A 20,610-nucleotide genomic window follows, 5' to 3' on the forward strand; every position below is an offset into this window, starting at 1 on the left:
CGCGCGCCCTAGTAGGTGGTGCGTCCGCCCGACGTGTCGAACGTCGAGGCGGTGGTGAAGCTGCATTCTTCCGATGCCATGAAACAGACCATGGCGGCGCTCTCGTCGACTTCTCCCAGACGGCCCATCGGGATCTTGGATCGCATGTAGTCGACCTGGCTTTGCGGCATCTGGGCCAGGATCGGACTTTCGAAGGTGGCGGGGGTCAGGCTGTTGGCGATGACGCCCTTGCCCGCCAGTTCCTTGCCCAGCGACTTGGTGAAGCCGATGACGCCGGCCTTGGACGCCGAATAGGCGCTGGCGTTGGGGTTGCCTTCCTTGCCCGCGACCGAGGCCACGTTGACGATGCGGCCATAGCCGTTGGTCAGCATGAAGGGCACGATGGCGCGCGAGCAGTAGAAGACGCCGTTCAGATTGATGTCGACGACGCGCTTCCAACTGTCGATCGGAAACTCGTGCACCGGCAAGGTGGCGCCGGTGATGCCGGCCGAGGCGATCAGGATGTCGATCCTGCCCAAGGCCTTGTTTGATTCCTCGGCCGCCGCAGCGACGGCGTCGGCGTCCGAGACGTCCAGGGCCACGACGTGGGTCGCGCCGACCTCCTCGGCCGCCGCCTTCAGCGCATCGGCGTTCAGATCCCACAGTACGACCTTGCCACCCTCGGCGACGATGCGGGCGGCCGAGGCCTTGCCCAGGCCCGAGGCGCCGCCGGTGACGACGGCGGTGCGGCCCGCGAAGCGCCCTTGATAAGCGCTCATCGCGTCCACTCCACGAAGGTCTGGCCCTGTTCGCCCAACTTCTGGATGCCCAGGCGAACCGTGTCTCCGGCCTTCAGATAGAGCGGCGGCTTCTGGCCCAGGCCCACGCCCGGAGGGGTGCCCGTGGTGATCAGGTCGCCGGGCTCCAACGTCATGAACTCCGACAAATAGGAGACGATTTCGGCGACGCCGAAGATCATGGTCTTGGTGTTGCCGGTCTGCATGCGCTTGCCGTTCAGGTCCAGCCACATGTCCAGGTTCTGGACGTCGCCCACTTCGTCGCTAGTGACGATCCAGGGACCGACGGGACCGAAGGTGTCGCAACCCTTGCCCTTGTCCCAGGTGCCGCCGCGCTCGGTCTGATAGGCGCGCTCGGACACGTCGTTGATCAGCACATAGCCGGCGACGTGATCCAGCGCCTCGTCCTGGGTGACGTAGGTGGCGGGCTTGCCGATCACGATGCCCAGCTCGACTTCCCAGTCGGTCTTTTCCGAACCGCGCGGAATGATCACGTCATCGTTCGGCCCGTTCAGGCAGGTGATGGCCTTGGTGAAGACCACCGGCTCGCCCGGGATGGGCAGGTTGGATTCGGCGGCATGGTCGGCGAAGTTCAGGCCGATGGCGATGAACTTGCGGCTGCCGTTCACCGGCACGCCATATCGGGGTTCGCCCTCGACCAGGGGAAGCGTAGCCGGGTCGATGGCCTTCAGCGCCTCAAGCGCCGCACCATGCAGTTGGTCCGGCGTGATGTCGGCGACGACGCCCGATAGGTCGCGAATGCGCCCCTCGGCGTCCAGCGTGCCCGGCTTTTCCTGGCCCCTAGGGCCGTAACGCAGCAGTTTCATTCTTTAAGTGTCTTTCGTCTTAGCGCGCGTAGGGGCGATGCAGGGCGACGTCGCGGTTCAGCTCGACGCCGAAACCGGGCGCATCCGGCACCTTGAGCTTGCCGTTTACGGGAACCGGCTCTCCGATCAGCTGGGGATGGAACATGGGCACGACTTCGTCGGCGTCGGGGGCCATCATCAGGAACTCCGCGAACGGGCTGTTATGGCGCGTCACGACGAAGTGGTAGGAATAGACGGATGATCCGTGCGGGATCATCAGCACGCCCTTGGCGTCGGCCAGAGCGGAGATCTTGATCAGTTCGGTCACGCCGCCGCACCAGCCCACGTCGGGCTGAATGATGTCGCAGCATTCCATTTCCAGCAGCATGCGGAAGCCCCAGCGGGTGGCCTCGTGCTCGCCAGTCGTGACCAGCATCCCCTTGGGGGCGGCTTTCTTGAGCGCCTGATAGCCCCAGTAATCGTCGGGGCTCAGCGCCTCCTCGATCCACTTCAGACCCAGCTTGTGGGCCTCATGGGCCAGGCGGGTGGCGTAGTTCAGATCCAGCGCCATCCAGCAGTCGAACATCAGCCAGAAGTCGTCGCCGCAGGCGTTCCTCATGGCCTCCAACTCGGCGATGTTCTTGTGCAGGCCTTCCTCGCCCTCGGCGGGGCCGTGGTGCAGGGGCATCTTGCCGCCGATGAAGCCCAGTTCCTTGGCTTTGTCGGGCCGCGCGCCGGTGGCGTAGAAGGTCAGCTCGTCGCGGACAGGGCCGCCCAGCATGGCGAAGACCGGCTCCTGGCGCAGACGACCGAGCAGATCCCACAGGGCCAGATCGACGCCGGAGATGGCGTTCACCACCAGACCCTTGCGGCCATAATACTGGGTGGAGAAATACATCTGGTCCCAGATCTTCTCGACCTCGGACGGATCGCGGCCTTCCAGGAAGCGGGCCAGGTGTTTCTCGACGATATAGGCGGCGGGTTCGCCGCCGGTCGTCACCGCGAAACCGACGACGCCGTTCTCGGCCTCGATCTCGACCACCAGCGTGCCCAGCACATTGATGCCGAAGCTGCGGCGGCTCTGGCGATACTCGGGATATTTGGCCATCGGCGTGGCGATATGATCATCGATCCAGTGGCCGTCGCCTTGGTCATGATAGTCGGCGCCGCCCCCGGTTCCGTCGTTCTTCACGACGAAGGCGCGGACGTGTTTGATCTTCGGCAGGCGGCTCATTGAGAAATCACCGGCATTTGGTGATTTGCTCCCATCATGCGGGATTTCACTGGCTTTCCTCCGTGCGCCGCGTCAAACTCAACCCAGTTCCCCGGACAAGCTTGCGTGTTTTGCTACATTCTGAGAATGAGGATTACGAAATGGGACGAGTGACGTCAATCAAGACCGCACAGGTCGATGGGGAAGAAGAAGTCGGCGCCAAGGCGTCCGGCAGTCAGACCCTGCTGCGCGGCCTGGATGTGATCGACGCCCTGATGGAGGGCTCGCTGCCTCTGGCCGAGTTGTCCGAGAAGCTGGACCTGACCCGCAGCACGACCCACCGCCTGGCTTCGGCCCTGGTGGATCGTCGTCTGCTGTCGTTCCGCCCGCGTGAGGGATATTCTCTTGGCCCGAAATTGCTGGAACTGGGCCATGCGGCCAGCCAGCAGATGCACCTGCCGCGCGTCGCCCGGCCCTGGCTGGAACAGCTGTCGGCCCAGACCGACGACACGGTTCACCTGGGCGTGCTCGATGGTCGCCACGCTCTTTATCTGGACAAGGTCGCCGGTCGCCGCCGCATCAACATCGGCTCGCGCCTGGGCGAACGCCATCCCATCGCCTCGACGGGCCTGGGCAAGGCCCTGATTCTCGACAAGTCCGAGCCGGACTGGATGGACTTCTATGCGCCGGAGGGCGCGCCCTATGATTCGTCGGCCCGCGCCGTCTGGCTGGAGCGGATGCACGGCTATGCCCAGAAGGGCTACGCCTTCGACCTGGAAGAGAACGAGGACCAGATCCGCTGCGTCGCCGCCCCGATCCGTTCGGTGGACGGCCATATCGTCGCGGCGCTCAGCGTCTCCTCGGCCGCCCAATACATGTCCGACGCCCGGATGACGGAACTGACCAAGACTGTCACGGACGCCGCCAACGCCATCAGCGCCGACCTCGGTTGGCTGCCGAAACCCTGAATACAGTGAAACGCCGGAGCCCGCATGCTGCTTGAGAACAAGGTCGTCCTGATCACGGGCGCATCGCGGGGTATCGGACGGGCGACGGCGAGAGAGGCCGCACGCCAGGGCGCCAATGTCGCCATCAATACCTACAAGGACGACGCCGTCGCCGCCGAGGTTGTCGCCGAGATCGAGGCTCTGGGTCGCAAGGCCATCGTGGTCGACGCCGACGTAGCCCTGCCGGACAGCGCCACGACCTTCGTGAACGCGGCCGTCGCGGCGTTCGGGCGCGTGGACGTCTTCGTGTCCAACGCCGGCATTTGCCCCTTCCACGGCTTCCTCGACATGCCGGTCGAGACCCTGCGTCGCACGATGGAGGTCAATCTGCACGGGGCCTATTTCATGACGCAGGCGGCGGCGAACCAGATGGTGAAGCAAGGGGAGGGTGGATCGATCGTCGCTATCAGCTCGATCTCGGCCCTGGTCGGCGGCGAGATGCAGACCCACTACACCCCGACCAAGGCGGGGGTGCACAGCCTGATGCAATCCTGCGCCGTCGCCCTGGGTCGCCATGGCATCCGCTGCAACTCGGTCCTGCCCGGCACCATCGCCACTGACATCAACAAGGACGATCTCGCCGACCCGGCCAAGCGCGAATATATGGAAGGCCGCATTCCCCTGGGCCGGCTGGGCCGGCCTGAGGACATCGCCTCGGTCGTCGCCTTCCTGGCTTCGGACATGGCCGGTTACATGTCCGGCGCGGCCCTGCTGGTCGATGGCGGCGCCTTCGCCAACTTCCAGTAGGACGGGCGCGTGATCATCTCGTCGCCGGGCGATTACCGAGAGGCGGCGCGCCGCAAGCTGCCGCCCTTCCTGTTCCATTATATCGACGGCGGCGCCTACGCCGAGCAGACCCTGCGCCGCAACGTCGAGGACTGGCAGGCCATCGCGCTTCGCCAGCGCGTGCTGCAGGACATGACCAGCCTCAGCCTCGAAACCCGGTTGTTCGACGAGACCCTGCGCCTGCCGATCATCCTCGCGCCCGTCGGCCTGACCGGCATGTACGCCCGGCGCGGCGAGGTGCAGGCGGCCAAGGCGGCGGCGTCGCGCGGCGTGCCCTTCACCCTGTCCACCGTCTCGGTCTGCCCTATCGAGGAAGTGGCCCCTGCGATCGACCGGCCCATGTGGTTCCAGCTGTATGTGCTGCGCGACCGGGGCTTCATGAGAAATGCGCTGGAGCGCGCCAGGGCGGCCGGGGTCAAGACCCTGGTCTTCACCGTGGACATGCCCACCCCCGGCGCCCGCTACCGCGACGTCCATTCGGGCATGAGTGGCCCCAACGCCGAGATCCGCCGCATGGCCCAGGCCATGACCCATCCGGCCTGGGCGTGGGACGTGGGGCTGAACGGCCGGCCGCACGATCTGGGCAATGTGTCCGCCTATCTGGGCAAGCCGACGGGTCTGGCCGACTATATCGGCTGGCTGGCCAACAACTTCGATCCGTCGATCTCGTGGAAGGATCTGCAATGGATCCGCGACTTCTGGGACGGGCCGATGATCATCAAAGGCATTCTGGACGCTCAGGACGCCCGTGACGCGGTCAGCTTCGGCGCCGACGGCATCGTGGTGTCGAACCATGGCGGGCGTCAGTTGGACGGGGTGCTGTCGTCTGCCCGCGCCTTGCCGGCCATCGCCGAGGCGGTGAAAGGCGATCTGAAAATCCTGGTCGATTCCGGCATCCGCAACGGCCTGGACGTGGTGCGCGCCATCGCCTTGGGCGCTGACGCCGTCCTGCTGGGGCGGGCGTTCGTCTATGCGCTGGCGGCGGGTGGGGAGGCTGGTGTCGCCAACCTGCTCGACCTTTTCGACAAGGAGATGCGGGTGGCCATGACCTTGACCGGGGCGAAGTCGGTCGAGGGCATCACCCGCGAGATGCTGGCGCTCTGATTTCTTGTTCCTTCTCCCGTTGGGAGAAGGTGGCCGCGAAGCGGTCGGATGAGGGTCGGGTGGTGGGCCAGGTCGCAGACCCGACCCTCACCCTTTCGCCTGACGGATCGCCTGCGGCTCTCCGAGGCTCAAGCCCTCTCCCAACGGGAGAGGGATATGTGCGGCTTACGCTCCCAACGCCTCGATCAGGTCGCCCATGTTGCGGATGAAGACCGAGGTCGAGACACCCTCGACCGGGAAATCCGTCTGATAAGGCGAGGTGTCCCACAGGTCGCCGACACGGGTCATCTGATACTCGCCGCCGGTCACCGCCGTGGGCGAAGGCCCCTTGTACGGATTGGACGTCGTGGTCAGCGGCGTGGGCCAGTAGCCGCGTGTGTTCAGCCCGGCCATCACCTCGGCGGCGCGGTTCGCGTGCGGACGGGTCGGACGACGGGCGTCGCTGGACATGTCCCAGACATCCACGTCCTGAAGCGTGAAATATTTCGGCAGATTCAGCGAGCCGGGACGCGCCTTCAGCGGCGAGCCTTGCGTGGCCTCATCGACCGGCAGGGCGGACAGGCGCGCATATTCGGCGCGCAGGGCAGGGGTGTCCACGTTGCGGAACGAGCCGTAGTGGACGATCAGATTGGTGGGGTTGTCGTCGGAATAATACTGGCCGTTGGCGATGTTGGACCCGCGTCGGTGGATGTAGATCGGCGTGTTGGCGCCTTCCAGAACGAAGGTCGGGTGCGTGCGGCCCGGCGTGTTCAGCGGCGGCTTGGTCGCCACCTGATCAAGCCAGTCCATCGCCTCGGGCAGGCGCGCCAGATATTTCCGGTCACCGGTCAGGCGATAGAAGCCCAGCATCGACTTGATGTTGGTCCCCGTCGCATGGGTGACGAAGGCCTGGGGCTCGATGGTCCGGGCGCCGGCGGGCTTCAGTGTGTCGGGGAAGTGCTGCAAGCCCCAGGCCGGTTGCGGCTGCGGCTGCTGGGTCTTCACGAAGATGTCCATGCCGCGGTTGATGGCGTCCAGCACCTTGGCGTCGCCCCGGCCGTTCCGCGCCAGGCCGTGATAGGCGTAGATCAGGAACTCCAGGTTCTCGCCCGCCACATCGTCGTTGAAGGTGATGTAGGGGGTATAGTCCGCGTGCCCATGCAGGCCGCCGTTCTGGACGAATGGATAGCGCTGGGGCCAGCCGCCGCTTTCGTACTGGCTCTCCAGCACGAAGCTGATCGCCTTGTTCAGCGGCGCCAGATATTTGCGGTCCTTCTTCTCCAGATAGACCCGCAGCAAAAGTTGAGACGCCTCGGCCGTGCCCGCGTCGTCGAACGTCGCATTGCCATAGTAGTGGTGGTATTCTTCCAGCCGCCAGGCGTTGGCGGCGACCGTGCCATACCACTCCTTCAGCGACTCCTCGCCGGCGGTGTCGATGACATAGTTCCAGCCGCCCAATGGGTGCTGGCCCTTGACCAGGGCATCGGCGGCTTTCTTGGCGGCCTCATAGTAATATTCGTCGGCGGTGGCGTGATAGGCGTCCAGGAACAGGTGGCCTACGGTCGCGGTGCCGGGCGGTTGGACCCAGATCATGGTCGGGCTGGCTTCCAGCTCGCCCCAGCGGCGCGAGAAGTCGGGCAGATATTGCCAGACATAGCCGCCCTCGACGGCGGCCTCCTCGCTCATGAACCGGGCGGCGCGCTTCATGGCGTCCAAGACGGCGGCGCGCTCGGGAGAGGTCTGGGCGAAGGCGGGGCCGGATGCGGCGACGAAGGTGGCGGCGGCGCCGGCGGCCAGCAGGGCGCGGCGGTTCATGGACGTGACGGACATGGGAACTCCTGGTGTGACCTCGGACGGTTCTTGGCGACCGTTTCGAAGCGTTACTCAAGCATGACTGACACCGGTTTCCTAGTGCTTCGTCGTCAATGAAAAAGGCCGCATGGACTTCTCCACGCAGCCTCCACCAACATCACGATGTTTGCGGCCTCAGCGGCGGATATCGAACCCGCCGTCGCCCATGGCCGCGCGCACCTCGTCGGCCGTGAACAGATTGAAGTCGCCGGGCACGGAGTGCTTCAGCCCGGCGGCGGCCAGGCCGAAGTCCAGCGCCTCCTGATCCGACCATCCGCTCCACAGTCCGAACAGCACGCCGGAGGCGAAGGCGTCGCCGCCGCCGACGCGGTCCACGACGCCAGCCATTTGAATGGCCTCGGCGTTTGTCTCGATCACCCCATCGCCGTCGCGCGTCAGCATAACCGCCGACAAGGCCTGGTCGGCGACGCTTTCCTGGACGCGCAGGGTGCAGGCGATTCGTTGCAGGCGGGGGAAGGCGGCGAAGGCGGCCTTGGCGGCCTCGCGACGGCGAACGGCCGGATCGGCGCTGTCGAACCTGGTCTTCAGCACCAGGGCGAAGTCACGGTCGTCGGCGAAAGCGACCGTGGCGCCGGCCAGCATCTTTCCCAGGGTGGCGGGCGGATCGCCGTCCCACTGTTCCCACAGCTTGCCGCGGAAGTTGCCGTCATAGCTGACCTTCACGCCCTTGCGGACGGCAGCCTCGATGATGGCCACGGCGGCGGCCGAGCCGTTCGGCCCCGTCGCCGGCGTCACGCCCGAGGCGTGCAACCATTCGACCCCGTCCAGCAACTGATCCCAGTCGAAGGCCGTATCGACATGCTCGACGAAGGCCGAACCGGCGCGGTCGTAAAGCACTTCCGACGGACGACGCACGGCGCCGGGCGTCAGGAAATACAGGCCCATGCGGCCCGGCTTGAACACAACCTGCGAGGTGTCGACGCCGTGCTTGCGCACCTCGTCGCGCACGCCTCGGCCAAGCGCATTGTCGGCCAGGACCGTCGCCATCCCGGTTGGCGCGCCGAAGCGGGCCAGCGACACGGCGACGTTCGCCTCGGCCCCCGCCGGACGGATCGTCAGGGCGGGGGACTGCATCAGCAGTTCGTTGTCGTTGGGCGAGAACCGCAGCAGCATCTCGCCGAAGCAAAGAATCCTGCCGCCCGAGGCGTGGTCTGTCATGGTCGGAAGGCTAGCCTTAGATCAGCGTGCTTGCCAGCCGCCGTCGACCGGCAGGATGGCGCCTTGGACATAGTCCGAGGCCCGGCTGGCCAGGAAGACGGCTGCGCCGCCCAAGTCCGAAGGCTCGCCCCAGCGACCGGCGGGGATACGCCCCAGGATCTCGGCCGAACGCACCGGATCCTCGCGGAGGGCCTGGGTGTTGGCCGTGGCGAAATAGCCGGGGGCGATGGCGTTGGCGGTGATGCGGTGCGGCGCCCACTCGTTGGCCATCAGCTTGGTCAGGCCGGCGACCCCCGACTTGGAGGCGGTGTAGGAGGGCACGCGGATGCCGCCCTGGAAGGACAGCATGGAGGCGATGTTGATGATCTTGCCGCCCTCGCCCTGTTTGATGAACAGGCGGGCGACCGCCTGGCTCATGAAGAAGACCGTCTTGAGGTTGATGTTCATCACGAGGTCCCAGTCGGCCTCGGTGAAGTCCACCGCATCAGCGCGACGGATCAGGCCGGCGTTGTTCACCAGGATGTCGATCCGGCCCATGGCGGCCAGGGCTTCCTGAACCACGCGCTCGACCGGCTCGATCGAGGTCAGGTCGGCGCTGATGGCGTGGGCGCGACGGCCCAGGGCCTGGACCTTGGCGACCGTGTCGTCGGACTCCGACAGGGCGACCGAGACGATGTCGGCGCCGGCTTCTGCCAAAGCCAGGGCGATGCCTTGACCCAGGCCCACATTGCCGCCGGTGACCAGGGCGACCTTGCCGGTTAGGTCGAACGGATTGCTCATGTTTTTCTTCCTCTTGTCCTGATTACTTCAACTGGCAGATGTCGAGCTTGTACATGTCGGTGTAGTCGAGATTTTCACCGCCCATGCCCCAGATGAAGGTGTAGTTCGACGTGCCTGCGCCCGTGTGGATCGACCACGGCGGGCAGATCACGGCCTCGCCGTCGGCGATGACGATGTGTCGCGACTTGTCCGGTTCGCCCATGAAGTGGAAGACGCGGTCGTCCTCGCCCAGGCCGAAATAGAGATAGGCTTCCGAGCGGCGGTCGTGAATGTGCGGCGGCATGGTGTTCCATACCGAGCCAGGCTTGAGCACCGTCACACCCAGCAGCAGCTGGCAGGACTTCACCTTGGCCGGCACGACATACTGGTAGATGGTCCGTTCGTTCGATGTCTCCAGCGCGCCCATTTCCAGCGGCACGGCCTCGTCGATCGAGATCTTGGTCAGGTTGTAGCGGGCGTGGGCCGGGGTGGCGACCAGATAGAATTTCGCGGGCTCGGCGGCGTTGTTCGAGGCGAAGCTGACCTCGCTCGACCCCATCGGCACATACAGGCCGTCGCGGAAGCCCAGTTCGATGGTCTCTCCGTCGACGGTGATCGAACCGGCGCCGCCGATATTGACCACGCCGAGTTCGCGGGCTTGCAAGAACGGCGCGCCGGCCAGTGACGGCGGCTCGGAATGGGTGGGCAGGCTCAGGGCGGTCTCGGCCGGTGTCGCGCCGCCGATGATCATGCGCTCGTGGTGGGAATAGTTTAGGCTGATCTTGCCCGAAACGAACAGACCCTCGATCAGATAGCGATCCCGCAGCTTCTGGTTCGAGGCGCCGTCCATCATGTCGGGATGGGTCGCCTGATAGACTTTGTCGTACATGGGGTCGTACATGCCGTCTCCCTAGGAACTCGCACCGCGAGCCACAGTGACGGATCTTGCGTCCGTCCTTCTGTGGACTAGGTAACCGGTGTCATATTATGATGCAATGGATTAGACCATAATCGCCGACATCTGTTCGGCATCGCTTCGCCACCGTCTTGAGGATTCCCCCATGAAGATCGCTCTCATCATCGAAAACAGCCAGGCCGCCAAAAGCGAGATGGTGCATGCCGCGCTGACCGCCGTCGCGGAGCCCCTGGGCCACGAAGTCTTCCACTATGGAATGTATGCGGCCGAGGATAAGGCCTCGCTGACCTATGTGATGAACGGCGTCCTGACCGCCATCCTGCTGAACTCGGGCGCCGCCGATTTCGTCGTCACCGGCTGCGGCACGGGCACGGGATCGATGCTGGCCTGTAACAGCATGCCGGGCGTCTTCTGCGGCCTGATCATCGACCCGACCGACGCCTTCCTGTTCGGCCAGATCAATGACGGCAACGCCATCTCCATGCCTTACGCCAAGGGCTTTGGCTGGGCGGCGGAACTGAACCTGCAGGACGTCTATCGCAAGCTCTTCGAAGGCGAACGCGGCCTGGGCTATCCGCGTGAGCGGGCCGAGATCATGCGCAAGAACCGCGGCGTGCTCAGCGACCTGAAGGCCGTGACCTGCCACGACATGCTGACGGTGCTGAAGACGATGGACCAGGATCTGCTGAAGGCGGCCATCGCCGGCGAGCGCTTCCAGGAATACTTCTTCGCCAACGCCACCGACGAAGGCATCCGCGACTATCTGAAGAGTGTTCTCGCCGCCAAGTCCGTTCTCGAAACGGCTTAAGGCCTAGAGGTCGGCGCGCGATCACGCGCGCCGACCGACCTTCTTTCAGGCCGCAGGAATCGCCGACTTGCGCACCACCAGGGCCGGTCGGACTTCCGGCTGCTGCATCTTGGCCGGATCGACGCCGCGCATCGGCGCCAGCAGTTTCTCGGCCGCCATCCGCCCCATGTCGCGGATCGGCAAGCGCACCGACGTCAGATTGGGCCAGACCCGCGCCGCCATTGGCAGGTCGTCGAAGCCCACGAGCGACAGGTCGCGCGGCAGTTCCAGCCCACGATCCCGCGCCGCCTGCATCACGCCGATGGCCATGTCGTCGTTCAGGGTGAAGATGGCGGTCGGCGGCGTATCCAGCGCCAGCAGGGCGTGCCCGGCCTCGACGCCCGATTCGAACGTATAGGCGCCCTTGAAGTCATAGGCCGGGTCCAGCGGTATGCCCCGCTCGGCCAGGGCGTCCAGGAAGCCCTTGCCCCGCACGGCCGACGACCGGAACAGGTCCGGGCCGCGCACCAGGCCGATTCGCCTGTGCCCCAGGTCGGCCAGATGCGCCGCCGCCTCGGCCGCGCCGATCCAGTCGTTGGTGACTACCATGGCCTGCGGCTCGTCCAGCGCCACCGAGGCGATGCGGACATAGGGGCAGTCCAGGTCCCGCAGCAGGTCGATGACCTGTTTGTCCTCCGACACCGACGGCGGCATGATGACGCCATACAGACGCTGGCGCTCGACGAAGCCTCGAATGTCCTCGAGCAGGGTAGGGGAGTTGCGGTTGCAGGGGTGGACGACCAGCTCCAGTCCCGAACCCTTCAGCGCATCCAGCACACCCTGCTGCATGTTCACGACATAGGTCGGGCTGGGGTTGTCGTAAATCAGGCCAACGAGGAACGAGCGCCGGAACGCCAGGCCGCGCGCCTGGGGATCGGGGGTGAAGCCCAGGGTCTTGATGACGGCGTTGACCCGTTCGCGCGTGTCTTCCTTGACGAACGGCGATTGGTTGATGACCCGCGAGACGGTCTTCTTGGAGACCTGCGCCTCTCTGGCGACATCGTTGATCGTGGCCCGCTTGCCCGGTTTGCCGGATCGCGGATCGTCTTGAGCCAAGGTTCGGCTCCTTCCCTCTGTGCAACGCAAAGGCATAGCCGCGACTCGCCGTCAGCGCCATGGGGCGTTGCTAAAGCGCATTGACACCGGTTTCCTTCGTCGCTCTTATCGAAGCTTATTCACGAGGCGACCCTTTTGACTTCGACCCCTTCTCTCGCGAGCCAAGCCGATGCGCTGTCGGCAGATCCCGCCGCGATCGCACAGCAGTTCGTCGCAGCGCGCCTAGCTGCGCGCAACACACCCGATTATCCAGGCGTGATTCCTCAGAGCATGGCCGAATCCTACGCCATTCAGGACATCGCCATCGGCCTATTCCCCGATGAGGTCGTGGGTTGGAAGGTGGGCGGCGTGCCGCCGGCGCAGCAGCCGAAACTGGGCATTCACCGCCTGGCCGGCGCGATCTTCGCCCGCAACGTCTGGCCCGCGCCCGGCGACACCGTCGTGCCGTTGCCCGAGATCGAGGGCGGGTTCGCCGCCGTCGAATCGGAGTTCATCGCCCGCATCGGCGCAGACGCCGATCCCGCCAAGACGGACTGGACCATTGAAGAAGCCACGGCCGCCGTGGACAAGGTCTTCGTCGGCGTCGAATTGGCTGGCAGCCCGCTGTCGGCGATCAATGAGCTGGGTTCGGCCGTCGTCGCCTCCGATTTCGGCAACAACGGTGGGCTGATGATCGGTCCCGAGGTCGAGAATTGGCGCGAGCGCCTGGACGGCATCGAGGTCGAGACCGTCATCAACGGCGCCAGCGTCGGCACGGGCGGCTCGCCCTCGCTGGCCGGCGGCGCTATGGAATCGGTGCGCTTCCTGCTGGAGCATTGCGCGCGTTGGGGCCGTCCGCTGAAGGCGGGCACGCTGGTCTCGACCGGCGCCGTCACCGGCGTCCACCGTGTCCACGCGGGCGACGAGGCCGTGTGCATCTTCAAGGGTATCGCAGAACTTCATTGTTCGGTCGTCAGGGCCGAGGCCAAGTAAACATCATCGGACGTCAACCCCGCCGCCGTTCAGGGACGGAAAGAGCAAGGGACGCGTCGAGGAAATTTAGGAACGGGTTTTCATAACCATGTCAGACGCTTCCGTCGCGCCGCCGATTCAGATCAAGGCGCCTTCACCGGGCAAATACCGGTGGCTGATCATGTGGCTGCTGTTCGCGGCCATGGTCATCAACTACGTCGACCGGCAGATGATCGGCTTCCTCAAGCCGACCCTCTCCGTCGAGATGGGCTGGTCGGAGACCGACTATGCCGACATCGTCTTCTACTTCCAGGCCACCTACGCGCTGTTTTATGCGATCTGGGGCCGGCTTATGGACAAGATCGGCGCCCGTTGGGGCCTGGGGATTGCGTTCGCCATCTGGCAGGTGGGCCATATCCTGCATGCCGGGGCGCGCGATCTGTCCCACTTCATCATGGCACGGATGGTGCTGGGCGCCGGTGAGGCCGGGGGCTTCCCCGGCGGTATCAAGGCCGTAACCGAGTGGTTCCCCAAGAAGGAACGCGCGCTGGCGACCGGCCTGTTCAATGCGGGCACCAATATCGGGGCCATCGTCACGCCCCTGATCGTGCCGATCCTGGTGCTGTCCTTCGGCTGGCAAATGGCCTTTGTCATTACCGGCGCATTGGGTCTGATCTGGCTGCCGATTTGGCTGCTGGTCTATCGCAAGCCGCGCGAGCAAAAGCGCCTGTCCGCGACTGAACTGGCCTATATCGAACAGGATCCCGCCGACACGGACGAGAAGGTGGGCTGGCTCAAGCTGCTCACCGTCAAGGAAACCTGGGCCTATGCGGCGGGCAAGTTCCTGATCGATCCGATCTGGTGGATGTTCCTGTTCTGGCTGCCGGACTTCCTGGGCAAGCGTTACGGTCTGGACCTGAAGACCTTCGGTCCGCCTATCGTCGCCATCTATCTGTTGTCGGACGTGGGTTCCGTTGGCGGGGGCTGGCTGTCGTCGCGGATGATGCATATGGGCATCAGCCTGAACAAGGCGCGCAAGATGACCATGCTGTTGTGCGCCGTCTTGGCTGTGCCGGTCATGTTCGCCGCAGAGGCGTCGAACCTGTGGGTCGCGGTCCTGATCATCGGCCTGGCCACAGCGGCTCACCAGGGCTTCTCGGCCAACCTCTATGCCCTGCCGGGCGACGTCTTCCCGCGCAAGGCCGTGGGATCGGTGGTCGGCATCGGCGGGATGCTGGGCGGTATCGGGGGGATGGTCTTCTCGAAATACGTCGGCCAGATCCTGGAGAAGATCGGCACCTATACGCCCATCTTCATCGTGGCGGGTTCGGTCTATCTGATCGCGCTTCTGGTCATCCACCTGATCATGCCGAAGTACGAGCCGGCCAAGGTCTGACGAACGGCGCTGGGGCATAGGCCCCGACGTATCGAGGATGGCGGCCGGGCGAGCGATCGTCCGGCCGTCGTCTTTTCAGCATGTGAGCATGACGATGGATATGGAACGCAGGACGCTTCTGGGTCTGGCCGCAGGGGCCGGGATGGCCTTGAGCGTCAACGGCGCACGGGCGCAGACGATCGCCGACGGCGGACGCGCCGGCCCGCCCGATCCGACCGAGATCATCCACCTGTGGCCCGACGGGGCGCCGGGCGGGCAGGGGGTGACGGTCACGCCGATCGTGCCCGAGCGCTCGACCGATCCCGCCTTCCACGACCGTTACGCCCAATATACGACCGACCCGATCCTGACCGTTTTCCGACCGGAGCGGCCGAGCGGATCGGCCATGCTGCTGATCCCCGGCGGCGGCTACCGCTGGGCGGTGCTGGACAAGGAGGGTTACGATGTCGCGCGCGTCTTCGCGGCCAGCGGCACGACCTGTTTCGTGCTGCGCTATCGCCTGCCGGCCGACGGATGGGCCGCTGGAGCCGACGCGCCGCTTCAGGACGCCCAGCGCGCGATCCGCCTGATCCGCAGCCGCGCCGCCGACTATGGCGTCGATCCGCAGAAGATCGCGGTCCTTGGCGCCTCGGCCGGTGGACACCTGGCGGGTCTGGCCAGTGCGCGGACGGATGCGACCTATGCGGCCGAGGACGCCGCCGATGCTGTGTCTCTCCGCCCCGACCTGACCGTGTTGATGTATCCGGTGGCGACCATGGCGGACCCGCATGTCCACGCCGGATCGCGCACCCACCTGTTGGGCGAGACGCCGTCGCCGGCGCGGATCGCGGCCTATTCGCTGGAGCGGATGGACTGGCGCGGCGCGGCGCCCGTCTTCCTGTTGCACGCCCTCGACGACGCCTCGGTGCCGGTCGAAAACAGTCTGCTACTGCTGACCACGCTCAAGGCCGCCGCCGTCCCGGTCGAGGCGCATCTGTTCCAGGAAGGCGGCCACGGCTTTGGCGTCCGCCTGATCCAGGGCAAGCCCGCCCAGGTCTGGCCTGATCTGGTTCGCGCCTGGGCAGGTCGTCTGGATTTCGCGCTCTAGGTTCCCGGCTGAATGTAGGGGATGGCCGAGAAGAAGGCCCGTTCGTCGCCGCGCGGGTCGTCGGCCATGCGCGGCTGCACGTCCATCAGCATGGTCTGGCGGCGCGGCAGTTCGTAGCGGTGCCAGCGCGGCAGGCCGGCATTGTTCGGATCGCCGTCGCGGGCCAGAGCGATGAAGGCGTCGCTCATCCGGTCCGACAGACCTTGCGCGCCCGGTCCCCGCGTCCGCGAGCCGGCTGCCTCGACATTGTCGAACACCAGAGGGATGTCTGCGGTGTGGAAGGCGCCCTTGCGGCCCGAGGCCAACTCGCCTGGGAAGTCGAGCTGATAGACCCACGCGGGCGCCCCGGCCTTGGCCCGCTCCTCGGCCTCGATCACTGCCCCGCGCCAGGACCGGCCCGCCGTCGTCGCGGCGATCAGCACCTGATCGGGCGACCAGTCGGGATGCATGGCGCGATAGCCGGCGATCACCGCCTCGGGCGTGATGTCGATCCGCATCACGCCGGGCGACAGTCGTGCCGCCAGGGTCTGCCACGTCAGGCCTACGTTCCGAGGATCGTCGCCCATGAAGCCCAGCGTCTCTTCGCGCGTATTGCCGATGATCATCGGGATCGACCGGCCCAGCGGTGCGGCGTCGGGATAGAAGGGGTGGCGGGGCAGGGTGCGGAAATCCAGCACAGGCCCGAAATACAGGCCGCCGAACCCCAGGATCGGATCCTCGGCGCCTTGCGCCTCCAGCAACCGCTCGACCGGCATGGTCGCCGCTTCAGTCGCCCGATCCGGCGTCAGACCCAGCGCCTTCAGCCAGGTCGTCGCCCGCGTCGTCGCATTGATCGGGCCGGACGCCGTCACCTGCTGACCGCTCATGGTCGCCGCGCGATGGAACAGGCCTTGGGCTGCGGGCGTCGCCATCAGGGTCGCGATCTTTGCGCCTCCGCCCGACTGGCCGAACAGCATGACCCGTGACGGGTCGCCGCCAAAGGCCGCGATATTGTCCCGCATCCATTGCAGCGCCAGGATCAGGTCCAGCTGACCGACATTGCCCGAGTCCTCGAACCCCGGCGCCAACCGCGCCAGATAGGCATAGCCGAAGACGTTCAGCCGGTGGTTCAGCGTGACCACCACCACGTCGCCCCGCGCCGCCAGCCGTGCGCCGTCATACAGCGGGTCCGATCCCGATCCGCTCGAATAGGCGCCGCCGTGGATATAGACCATCACCGGCCGTCGGGCGGCGTCGCCCCCCGGCGTCCAGACGTTCAGGAACAGGCAGTCCTCGCTTTGATTCGCCTCGTCGCCTCGCTGGGGACTGGCCGCGCCATAGGCCGTCGTGCGCATCGGCTCGCGCCACGGCGTCGGGCGCTCCGGCGGCTGGAAACGTCGCGTCGGCGCGCCGTAACGCACGCCCTTGAAGACGCTGATTCCTTCGCGTCGAACCCCGACGACGGGACCTGTCGTGGTCTGGGCTTGGGGATCGCGAGAATCGGCCCTTGCGGCGAGGGGCAGGGCGGCGCCGGCAAGGCCCGCGACGATGGCGGAACGTCGCGTGATCATCGCGAGCAATCGTGGAGCGCGGCATGATCCAAGATCAGCAAGCCGGCATTCAAGATGCGGATATTAATGGACATTATTTCCTCCCGTCGCCAGCGTCTTGCGCGTTTGGTCTTGGTTCAGACGCCGTGGATCACCGTCGTCGCCGGTAGATTACAAATTGGAGATCAAGACGGCCACGTTCTTGCCACACGCCGGCAACTGTGCCTAAAACATTTATGACACCGGTAGCAGCAGCTTGGCAAACGAGCGCTGACACCGGTGTCGTCCGCCAGCAGCGGGCGGCTTGAACGAGGACATTCCGATCCTCGATACGCCACACTTGGGAGGAGACACGAGAATGACCCAACGCCATAAATTTGCGCGCCATGCGCTGGTCGCCACCGCCTCGCTGGGCGCGCTCGCTTTAGCCATGATGGCGCATGACGCCGCCGCCCAGACGGCCGAACAGACCCCCGAGGCCGCCGCGCCTCAGGACGCCGACGCCGCCGAAGTCGACGACATCGTCGTCACCGGCTTCCGCGCCAGCCTGCAGAACGCCCTGAACATCAAGCGCCGCGAAGCCGGCGTCGTCGACGCTATTTCGGCCGAAGACATCGCCGACTTCCCCGACACCAACCTGGCCGAATCCATCCAGCGCATCCCCGGCGTCTCCATCGACCGCGATGCGGGCGAGGGGCGTTCGATCACCGTGCGTGGCCTGAGCTCGGAGTTCACTCGCACCCGCATCAACGGCATCGAGGCCCAGTCCTCGACCGGCGCGACCGATTCCTCGGGCGGCGTGAACCGTGGTCGCGGCTTCGACTTCAACGTCTTCGCCTCCGAGCTGTTCAACAACATCACGGTCCGCAAGACTGCCTCGGCCGAGGTCGAGGAAGGGTCTCTGGGCGCAACCGTCGATCTGACCACCAGCCGCCCGTTCGACAAGCCCGGCTTCCAGGGCGCCGTGTCTGGCCAGTACGGCTACAACGACCTGTCCGAGGACTGGAGCCCGCGCTTCGCCGCCCTGGTCTCCAACACTTGGGCCGACGACCAACTCGGCGCCCTGTTCTCCATCGCCTACAGCGAGCGCGACAGCCTGGAAGAGGGCTTCAGCTCGGTTCGCTGGGGGCCGGCGGGTCCCAACCCCGGATTCCCGACATCCAACGACGGCGGCTTCCAGAACGTCGGCGTGCTTCCAAACGCGAACCTCGTCTATCACCCGCGCATTCCCCGTTACGGCAGCCTTGAACACAGCCAGGAACGTCTGGGCGCGACCCTCTCGCTGCAGGCGCGCCCAGGCAACGGCCCCACGCTGTTCACCATGGACATGCTGTATTCGAAGCTCGACTCGACCCGCAGCGAGAATTTTCTTCAGGCCTGGTCGCTCAGCCGCGGCGCCGATCAGGGCGGCAAGCCTCAGGTCGATATCATCGACTTCGAGATCGATCCCGCCACCAATGAGATGGTCTACGCTCAGCTGGACGACATGGACATCCGCAGTGAGCAGCGATTCGATGTCCTGAAGACCGAGTTCAAGCAAATGACCTTTGGGGTCGAGCACGAGTTCTCGGATCGCTTGAGCTTCAGCGGTCTGATCGGACGTGCGGAATCGACCTTCGGCAACCCGGTGCAGGTCAGCGCCATCATCGATCGCCAGAACGTCGATGGCTATTCCTACGATTTCCGCGAGAACCGGAACCTGCCGGCCATCAACTGGGGCTTCGACGTCGCCGACCCGGCGCAATGGACGATCGTGGGACCGACGGGTGCGCAACCACGTTCGGAACTGCGATCCAGCTCAAACTTCCAAGAAAATATCTACACGACGGGCGAAGCCAGCTTCAAGTTCGAGGTCAACGACTGGCTGACGCTGAAGGCTGGTGTCAGCCGCAAGGAATTCGAATCCAACAGTCGCAACTTCGCGCGATTGACCAATGGCGCTCCGGCCTTGCCTACAGGTGTGACCATGGCTTCCGTGACGAACCTGCTTCAAGGGTTCGGCAAGAACCTGGACCTTCCCGCCGGCTCCGCCACGTCCTGGGTTCGACCGGATCTGGCTGCGCTTGCCGGCGTCTGGAACTATAACTGCAACTGCGACACCGGCGTCGCGGGTGGTGATTTCCGCCTGATCGGACTGAACGGCAACCCCACCACCTACGGCAACTGGCGCGAAGTGACAGAGAAGGACACTGGCGGATACATCCAGGCCGACTGGAATACCGAGGTCATGGGCGTACCCTTCCGCGGGAACGTCGGTGTTCGTCAGGTGAAGACCGAGGTCGAAGCTATTGGCTACTCCAATGTCGGCGGTGTCGCGACACCGGTCATCGGTGTGAACGAGTACAAAGACACCCTGCCGTCGCTGAACCTGTCCATCGAGCCTTACGAGAACCTCATCGTCCGCTTTGCCGCGGCCAAGGTGATGTCGCGTCCGCCGGTCACCAGCCTGCCGCCTGTCTTCGCGCTCAGCGCCGCCAATGCCGCGACTAACACGGCCTCGCTGGGCAATGTCGAGCTCGATCCGTTCCGGGCCAAGACCTATGACCTGTCCATCGAGTATTATTTCGCGCCCGAGGCCCTGCTGTCCTTCGCCTATTTCTACAAGGACATCTCGACCTATGTGCAGACCACGGCGGAGCCGGTGCTCTACAGCGATCTGACGGCTTTGAATCCCATCGCCTTCCCCGCTGGAGCGCGCCCGGCGGGCGCGACCTTCCAGTTCAGCACGCCGTCCAACACGCCCGGCGGCCCCCTGAAGGGCTTTGAGGTCAGCTATCAACAAACCTTCAGCTTCTTGCCGGGCCTGTTCTCGAACTTCGGCACACAGCTGAACTATACCCATGTCGAATCGGAAATCGACTACTGCACGACGCCAGCCTGCACCGTCTTCGTCACTGCGGATCTGGTCAACCTGTCGCCGAAGGCGTGGAACGCCACGCTTTATTATGACGACGGCAAGCTCAACGCCCGTGTCTCGGCCGCTTATCGCGACTCCTATTTCCAGAACGTGCCAGGCTCGAACGGCGCTCTCGGCTTGATCCCCTATCAAGGCAAGTCGGAAACGACGACCATCGACGCCTCGGCGTCCTACAACCTGACGGAAAAACTCAGCGTCTCCATCGAAGGGCTGAACCTGACGGACGAGGAGAACCGTCAGAACCACGGCGACATCGGTGGACCGCGTGACAGCACCTATGTCTATCACCACACCGGTCGCCAGGTTTACGTCGGCGCGCGGTATCGCTTCTGATCGGAATGACGAGCCGCTGAGGCGGCTCGTCTTTTGAATCAAGAATCATTCTGGAAAAGGCGGTCGAAAGGCCGCCTCTTTTCCTTGTGCGGGGAAAGGCGACAGCGCGCGCGACGTG

Annotated in this window: 17 protein-coding genes; 8 read left to right on the forward strand and 9 right to left on the reverse strand. The window is 65.2% G+C overall.

The window, feature by feature from the left end:
- Nucleotides 1-8: 8 nt before the first annotated feature.
- From WC597_RS04905 to rhmD, 3 genes are read right to left on the reverse strand one after another with little or no spacing between them, the layout of a single operon-like run.
- Complete coding sequence (locus WC597_RS04905; protein ID WP_372692151.1) at nt 9-758, reverse strand: SDR family NAD(P)-dependent oxidoreductase; 750 nt, start codon at nt 756-758, stop codon at nt 9-11.
- A complete protein-coding gene (locus WC597_RS04910; protein WP_372692153.1) occupies nt 755-1,603 on the reverse strand; it encodes a fumarylacetoacetate hydrolase family protein in 849 nt (282 codons plus the stop codon). Before WC597_RS04910 ends, WC597_RS04905 begins: the two co-directional genes overlap by 4 nt.
- Before the next feature lie 19 nt (nt 1,604-1,622).
- The gene (gene rhmD, locus WC597_RS04915) at nt 1,623-2,816 is read right to left on the reverse strand and encodes an L-rhamnonate dehydratase (RefSeq protein WP_372692154.1); all 1,194 of its coding nucleotides are present in this window, start codon (nt 2,814-2,816) and stop codon (nt 1,623-1,625) included.
- Nucleotides 2,817-2,956: 140 nt separating this feature from the next.
- On the opposite strand from rhmD, the gene WC597_RS04920 reads away from it, so the two are divergent.
- From WC597_RS04920 to lldD, 3 genes are read left to right on the forward strand one after another with little or no spacing between them, the layout of a single operon-like run.
- Nucleotides 2,957-3,763 (forward strand): IclR family transcriptional regulator, encoded by an 807-nt coding sequence (locus tag WC597_RS04920; protein WP_372692155.1) that lies wholly within the window; start codon nt 2,957-2,959, stop codon nt 3,761-3,763.
- A 24-nt stretch (nt 3,764-3,787) separates the two neighbouring features.
- Complete coding sequence (locus tag WC597_RS04925) at nt 3,788-4,549, forward strand: SDR family NAD(P)-dependent oxidoreductase (protein ID WP_372692156.1); 762 nt, start codon at nt 3,788-3,790, stop codon at nt 4,547-4,549.
- 9 nt (nt 4,550-4,558) lie between these two features.
- Complete coding sequence (lldD, locus tag WC597_RS04930; protein WP_372692157.1) at nt 4,559-5,692, forward strand: FMN-dependent L-lactate dehydrogenase LldD; 1,134 nt, start codon at nt 4,559-4,561, stop codon at nt 5,690-5,692.
- 165 nt (nt 5,693-5,857) lie between these two features.
- Here the strand turns inward: lldD and WC597_RS04935 are convergent, their stop codons facing one another.
- The 4 genes from WC597_RS04935 to kduI form a co-directional block, all read right to left on the reverse strand.
- Nucleotides 5,858-7,501 (reverse strand): pectate lyase, encoded by a 1,644-nt coding sequence (locus tag WC597_RS04935; protein WP_372692158.1) that lies wholly within the window; start codon nt 7,499-7,501, stop codon nt 5,858-5,860.
- Nucleotides 7,502-7,657: 156 nt separating this feature from the next.
- Complete coding sequence (locus tag WC597_RS04940; protein ID WP_372692159.1) at nt 7,658-8,701, reverse strand: PfkB family carbohydrate kinase; 1,044 nt, start codon at nt 8,699-8,701, stop codon at nt 7,658-7,660.
- A 21-nt stretch (nt 8,702-8,722) separates the two neighbouring features.
- Nucleotides 8,723-9,481 carry a 2-dehydro-3-deoxy-D-gluconate 5-dehydrogenase KduD gene (gene kduD, locus WC597_RS04945; protein ID WP_372692160.1) on the reverse strand — a complete coding sequence of 253 codons (759 nt, stop codon included), beginning with the start codon at nt 9,479-9,481 and terminating at the stop codon, nt 8,723-8,725.
- A 22-nt stretch (nt 9,482-9,503) separates the two neighbouring features.
- Nucleotides 9,504-10,349 carry a 5-dehydro-4-deoxy-D-glucuronate isomerase gene (kduI, locus tag WC597_RS04950; protein WP_372692285.1) on the reverse strand — a complete coding sequence of 282 codons (846 nt, stop codon included), beginning with the start codon at nt 10,347-10,349 and terminating at the stop codon, nt 9,504-9,506.
- 172 nt (nt 10,350-10,521) lie between these two features.
- On the opposite strand from kduI, the gene WC597_RS04955 reads away from it, so the two are divergent.
- Nucleotides 10,522-11,184, forward strand: coding sequence for an RpiB/LacA/LacB family sugar-phosphate isomerase (locus tag WC597_RS04955; protein ID WP_372692161.1), 663 nt, complete (start codon nt 10,522-10,524; stop codon nt 11,182-11,184).
- 45 nt (nt 11,185-11,229) lie between these two features.
- Here WC597_RS04955 and WC597_RS04960 read toward each other — a convergent pair whose 3' ends face one another.
- On the reverse strand, nt 11,230-12,315 hold the full coding sequence (locus tag WC597_RS04960) for a LacI family DNA-binding transcriptional regulator (RefSeq protein ID WP_372692162.1): 1,086 nt from the start codon (nt 12,313-12,315) through the stop codon (nt 11,230-11,232).
- A 234-nt stretch (nt 12,316-12,549) separates the two neighbouring features.
- Between WC597_RS04960 and WC597_RS04965 the strand changes: the two genes are divergently transcribed.
- The 3 genes from WC597_RS04965 to WC597_RS04975 all read left to right on the forward strand — a co-directional run bounded on the left by WC597_RS04965 (nt 12,550) and on the right by WC597_RS04975 (nt 15,713).
- Nucleotides 12,550-13,251: a 2-keto-4-pentenoate hydratase gene (locus WC597_RS04965; protein WP_372692163.1), complete on the forward strand. Its 702-nt coding sequence runs from the start codon at nt 12,550-12,552 to the stop codon at nt 13,249-13,251.
- An 88-nt stretch (nt 13,252-13,339) separates the two neighbouring features.
- Nucleotides 13,340-14,626 (forward strand): MFS transporter, encoded by a 1,287-nt coding sequence (locus WC597_RS04970; RefSeq protein WP_372692165.1) that lies wholly within the window; start codon nt 13,340-13,342, stop codon nt 14,624-14,626.
- Between the two features lie 88 nt (nt 14,627-14,714).
- Nucleotides 14,715-15,713 (forward strand): alpha/beta hydrolase, encoded by a 999-nt coding sequence (locus WC597_RS04975; protein WP_372692166.1) that lies wholly within the window; start codon nt 14,715-14,717, stop codon nt 15,711-15,713.
- On the opposite strand, the gene WC597_RS04980 is transcribed toward WC597_RS04975, so the two are convergent.
- The gene (locus tag WC597_RS04980) at nt 15,710-17,263 is read right to left on the reverse strand and encodes a carboxylesterase/lipase family protein (RefSeq protein WP_372692167.1); all 1,554 of its coding nucleotides are present in this window, start codon (nt 17,261-17,263) and stop codon (nt 15,710-15,712) included. The two genes, WC597_RS04975 and WC597_RS04980, sit on opposite strands and share 4 nt — an antisense overlap.
- Nucleotides 17,264-17,600: 337 nt before the next feature.
- On the opposite strand from WC597_RS04980, the gene WC597_RS04985 reads away from it, so the two are divergent.
- Entirely contained in the window at nt 17,601-20,492 is a 2,892-nt protein-coding gene (locus tag WC597_RS04985; protein ID WP_372692169.1) for a TonB-dependent receptor, read from the forward strand.
- Nucleotides 20,493-20,610: the final 118 nt, after the last annotated feature.

The organism is Brevundimonas sp., from assembly GCF_041648115.1.
GTDB lineage: Bacteria > Pseudomonadota > Alphaproteobacteria > Caulobacterales > Caulobacteraceae > Brevundimonas.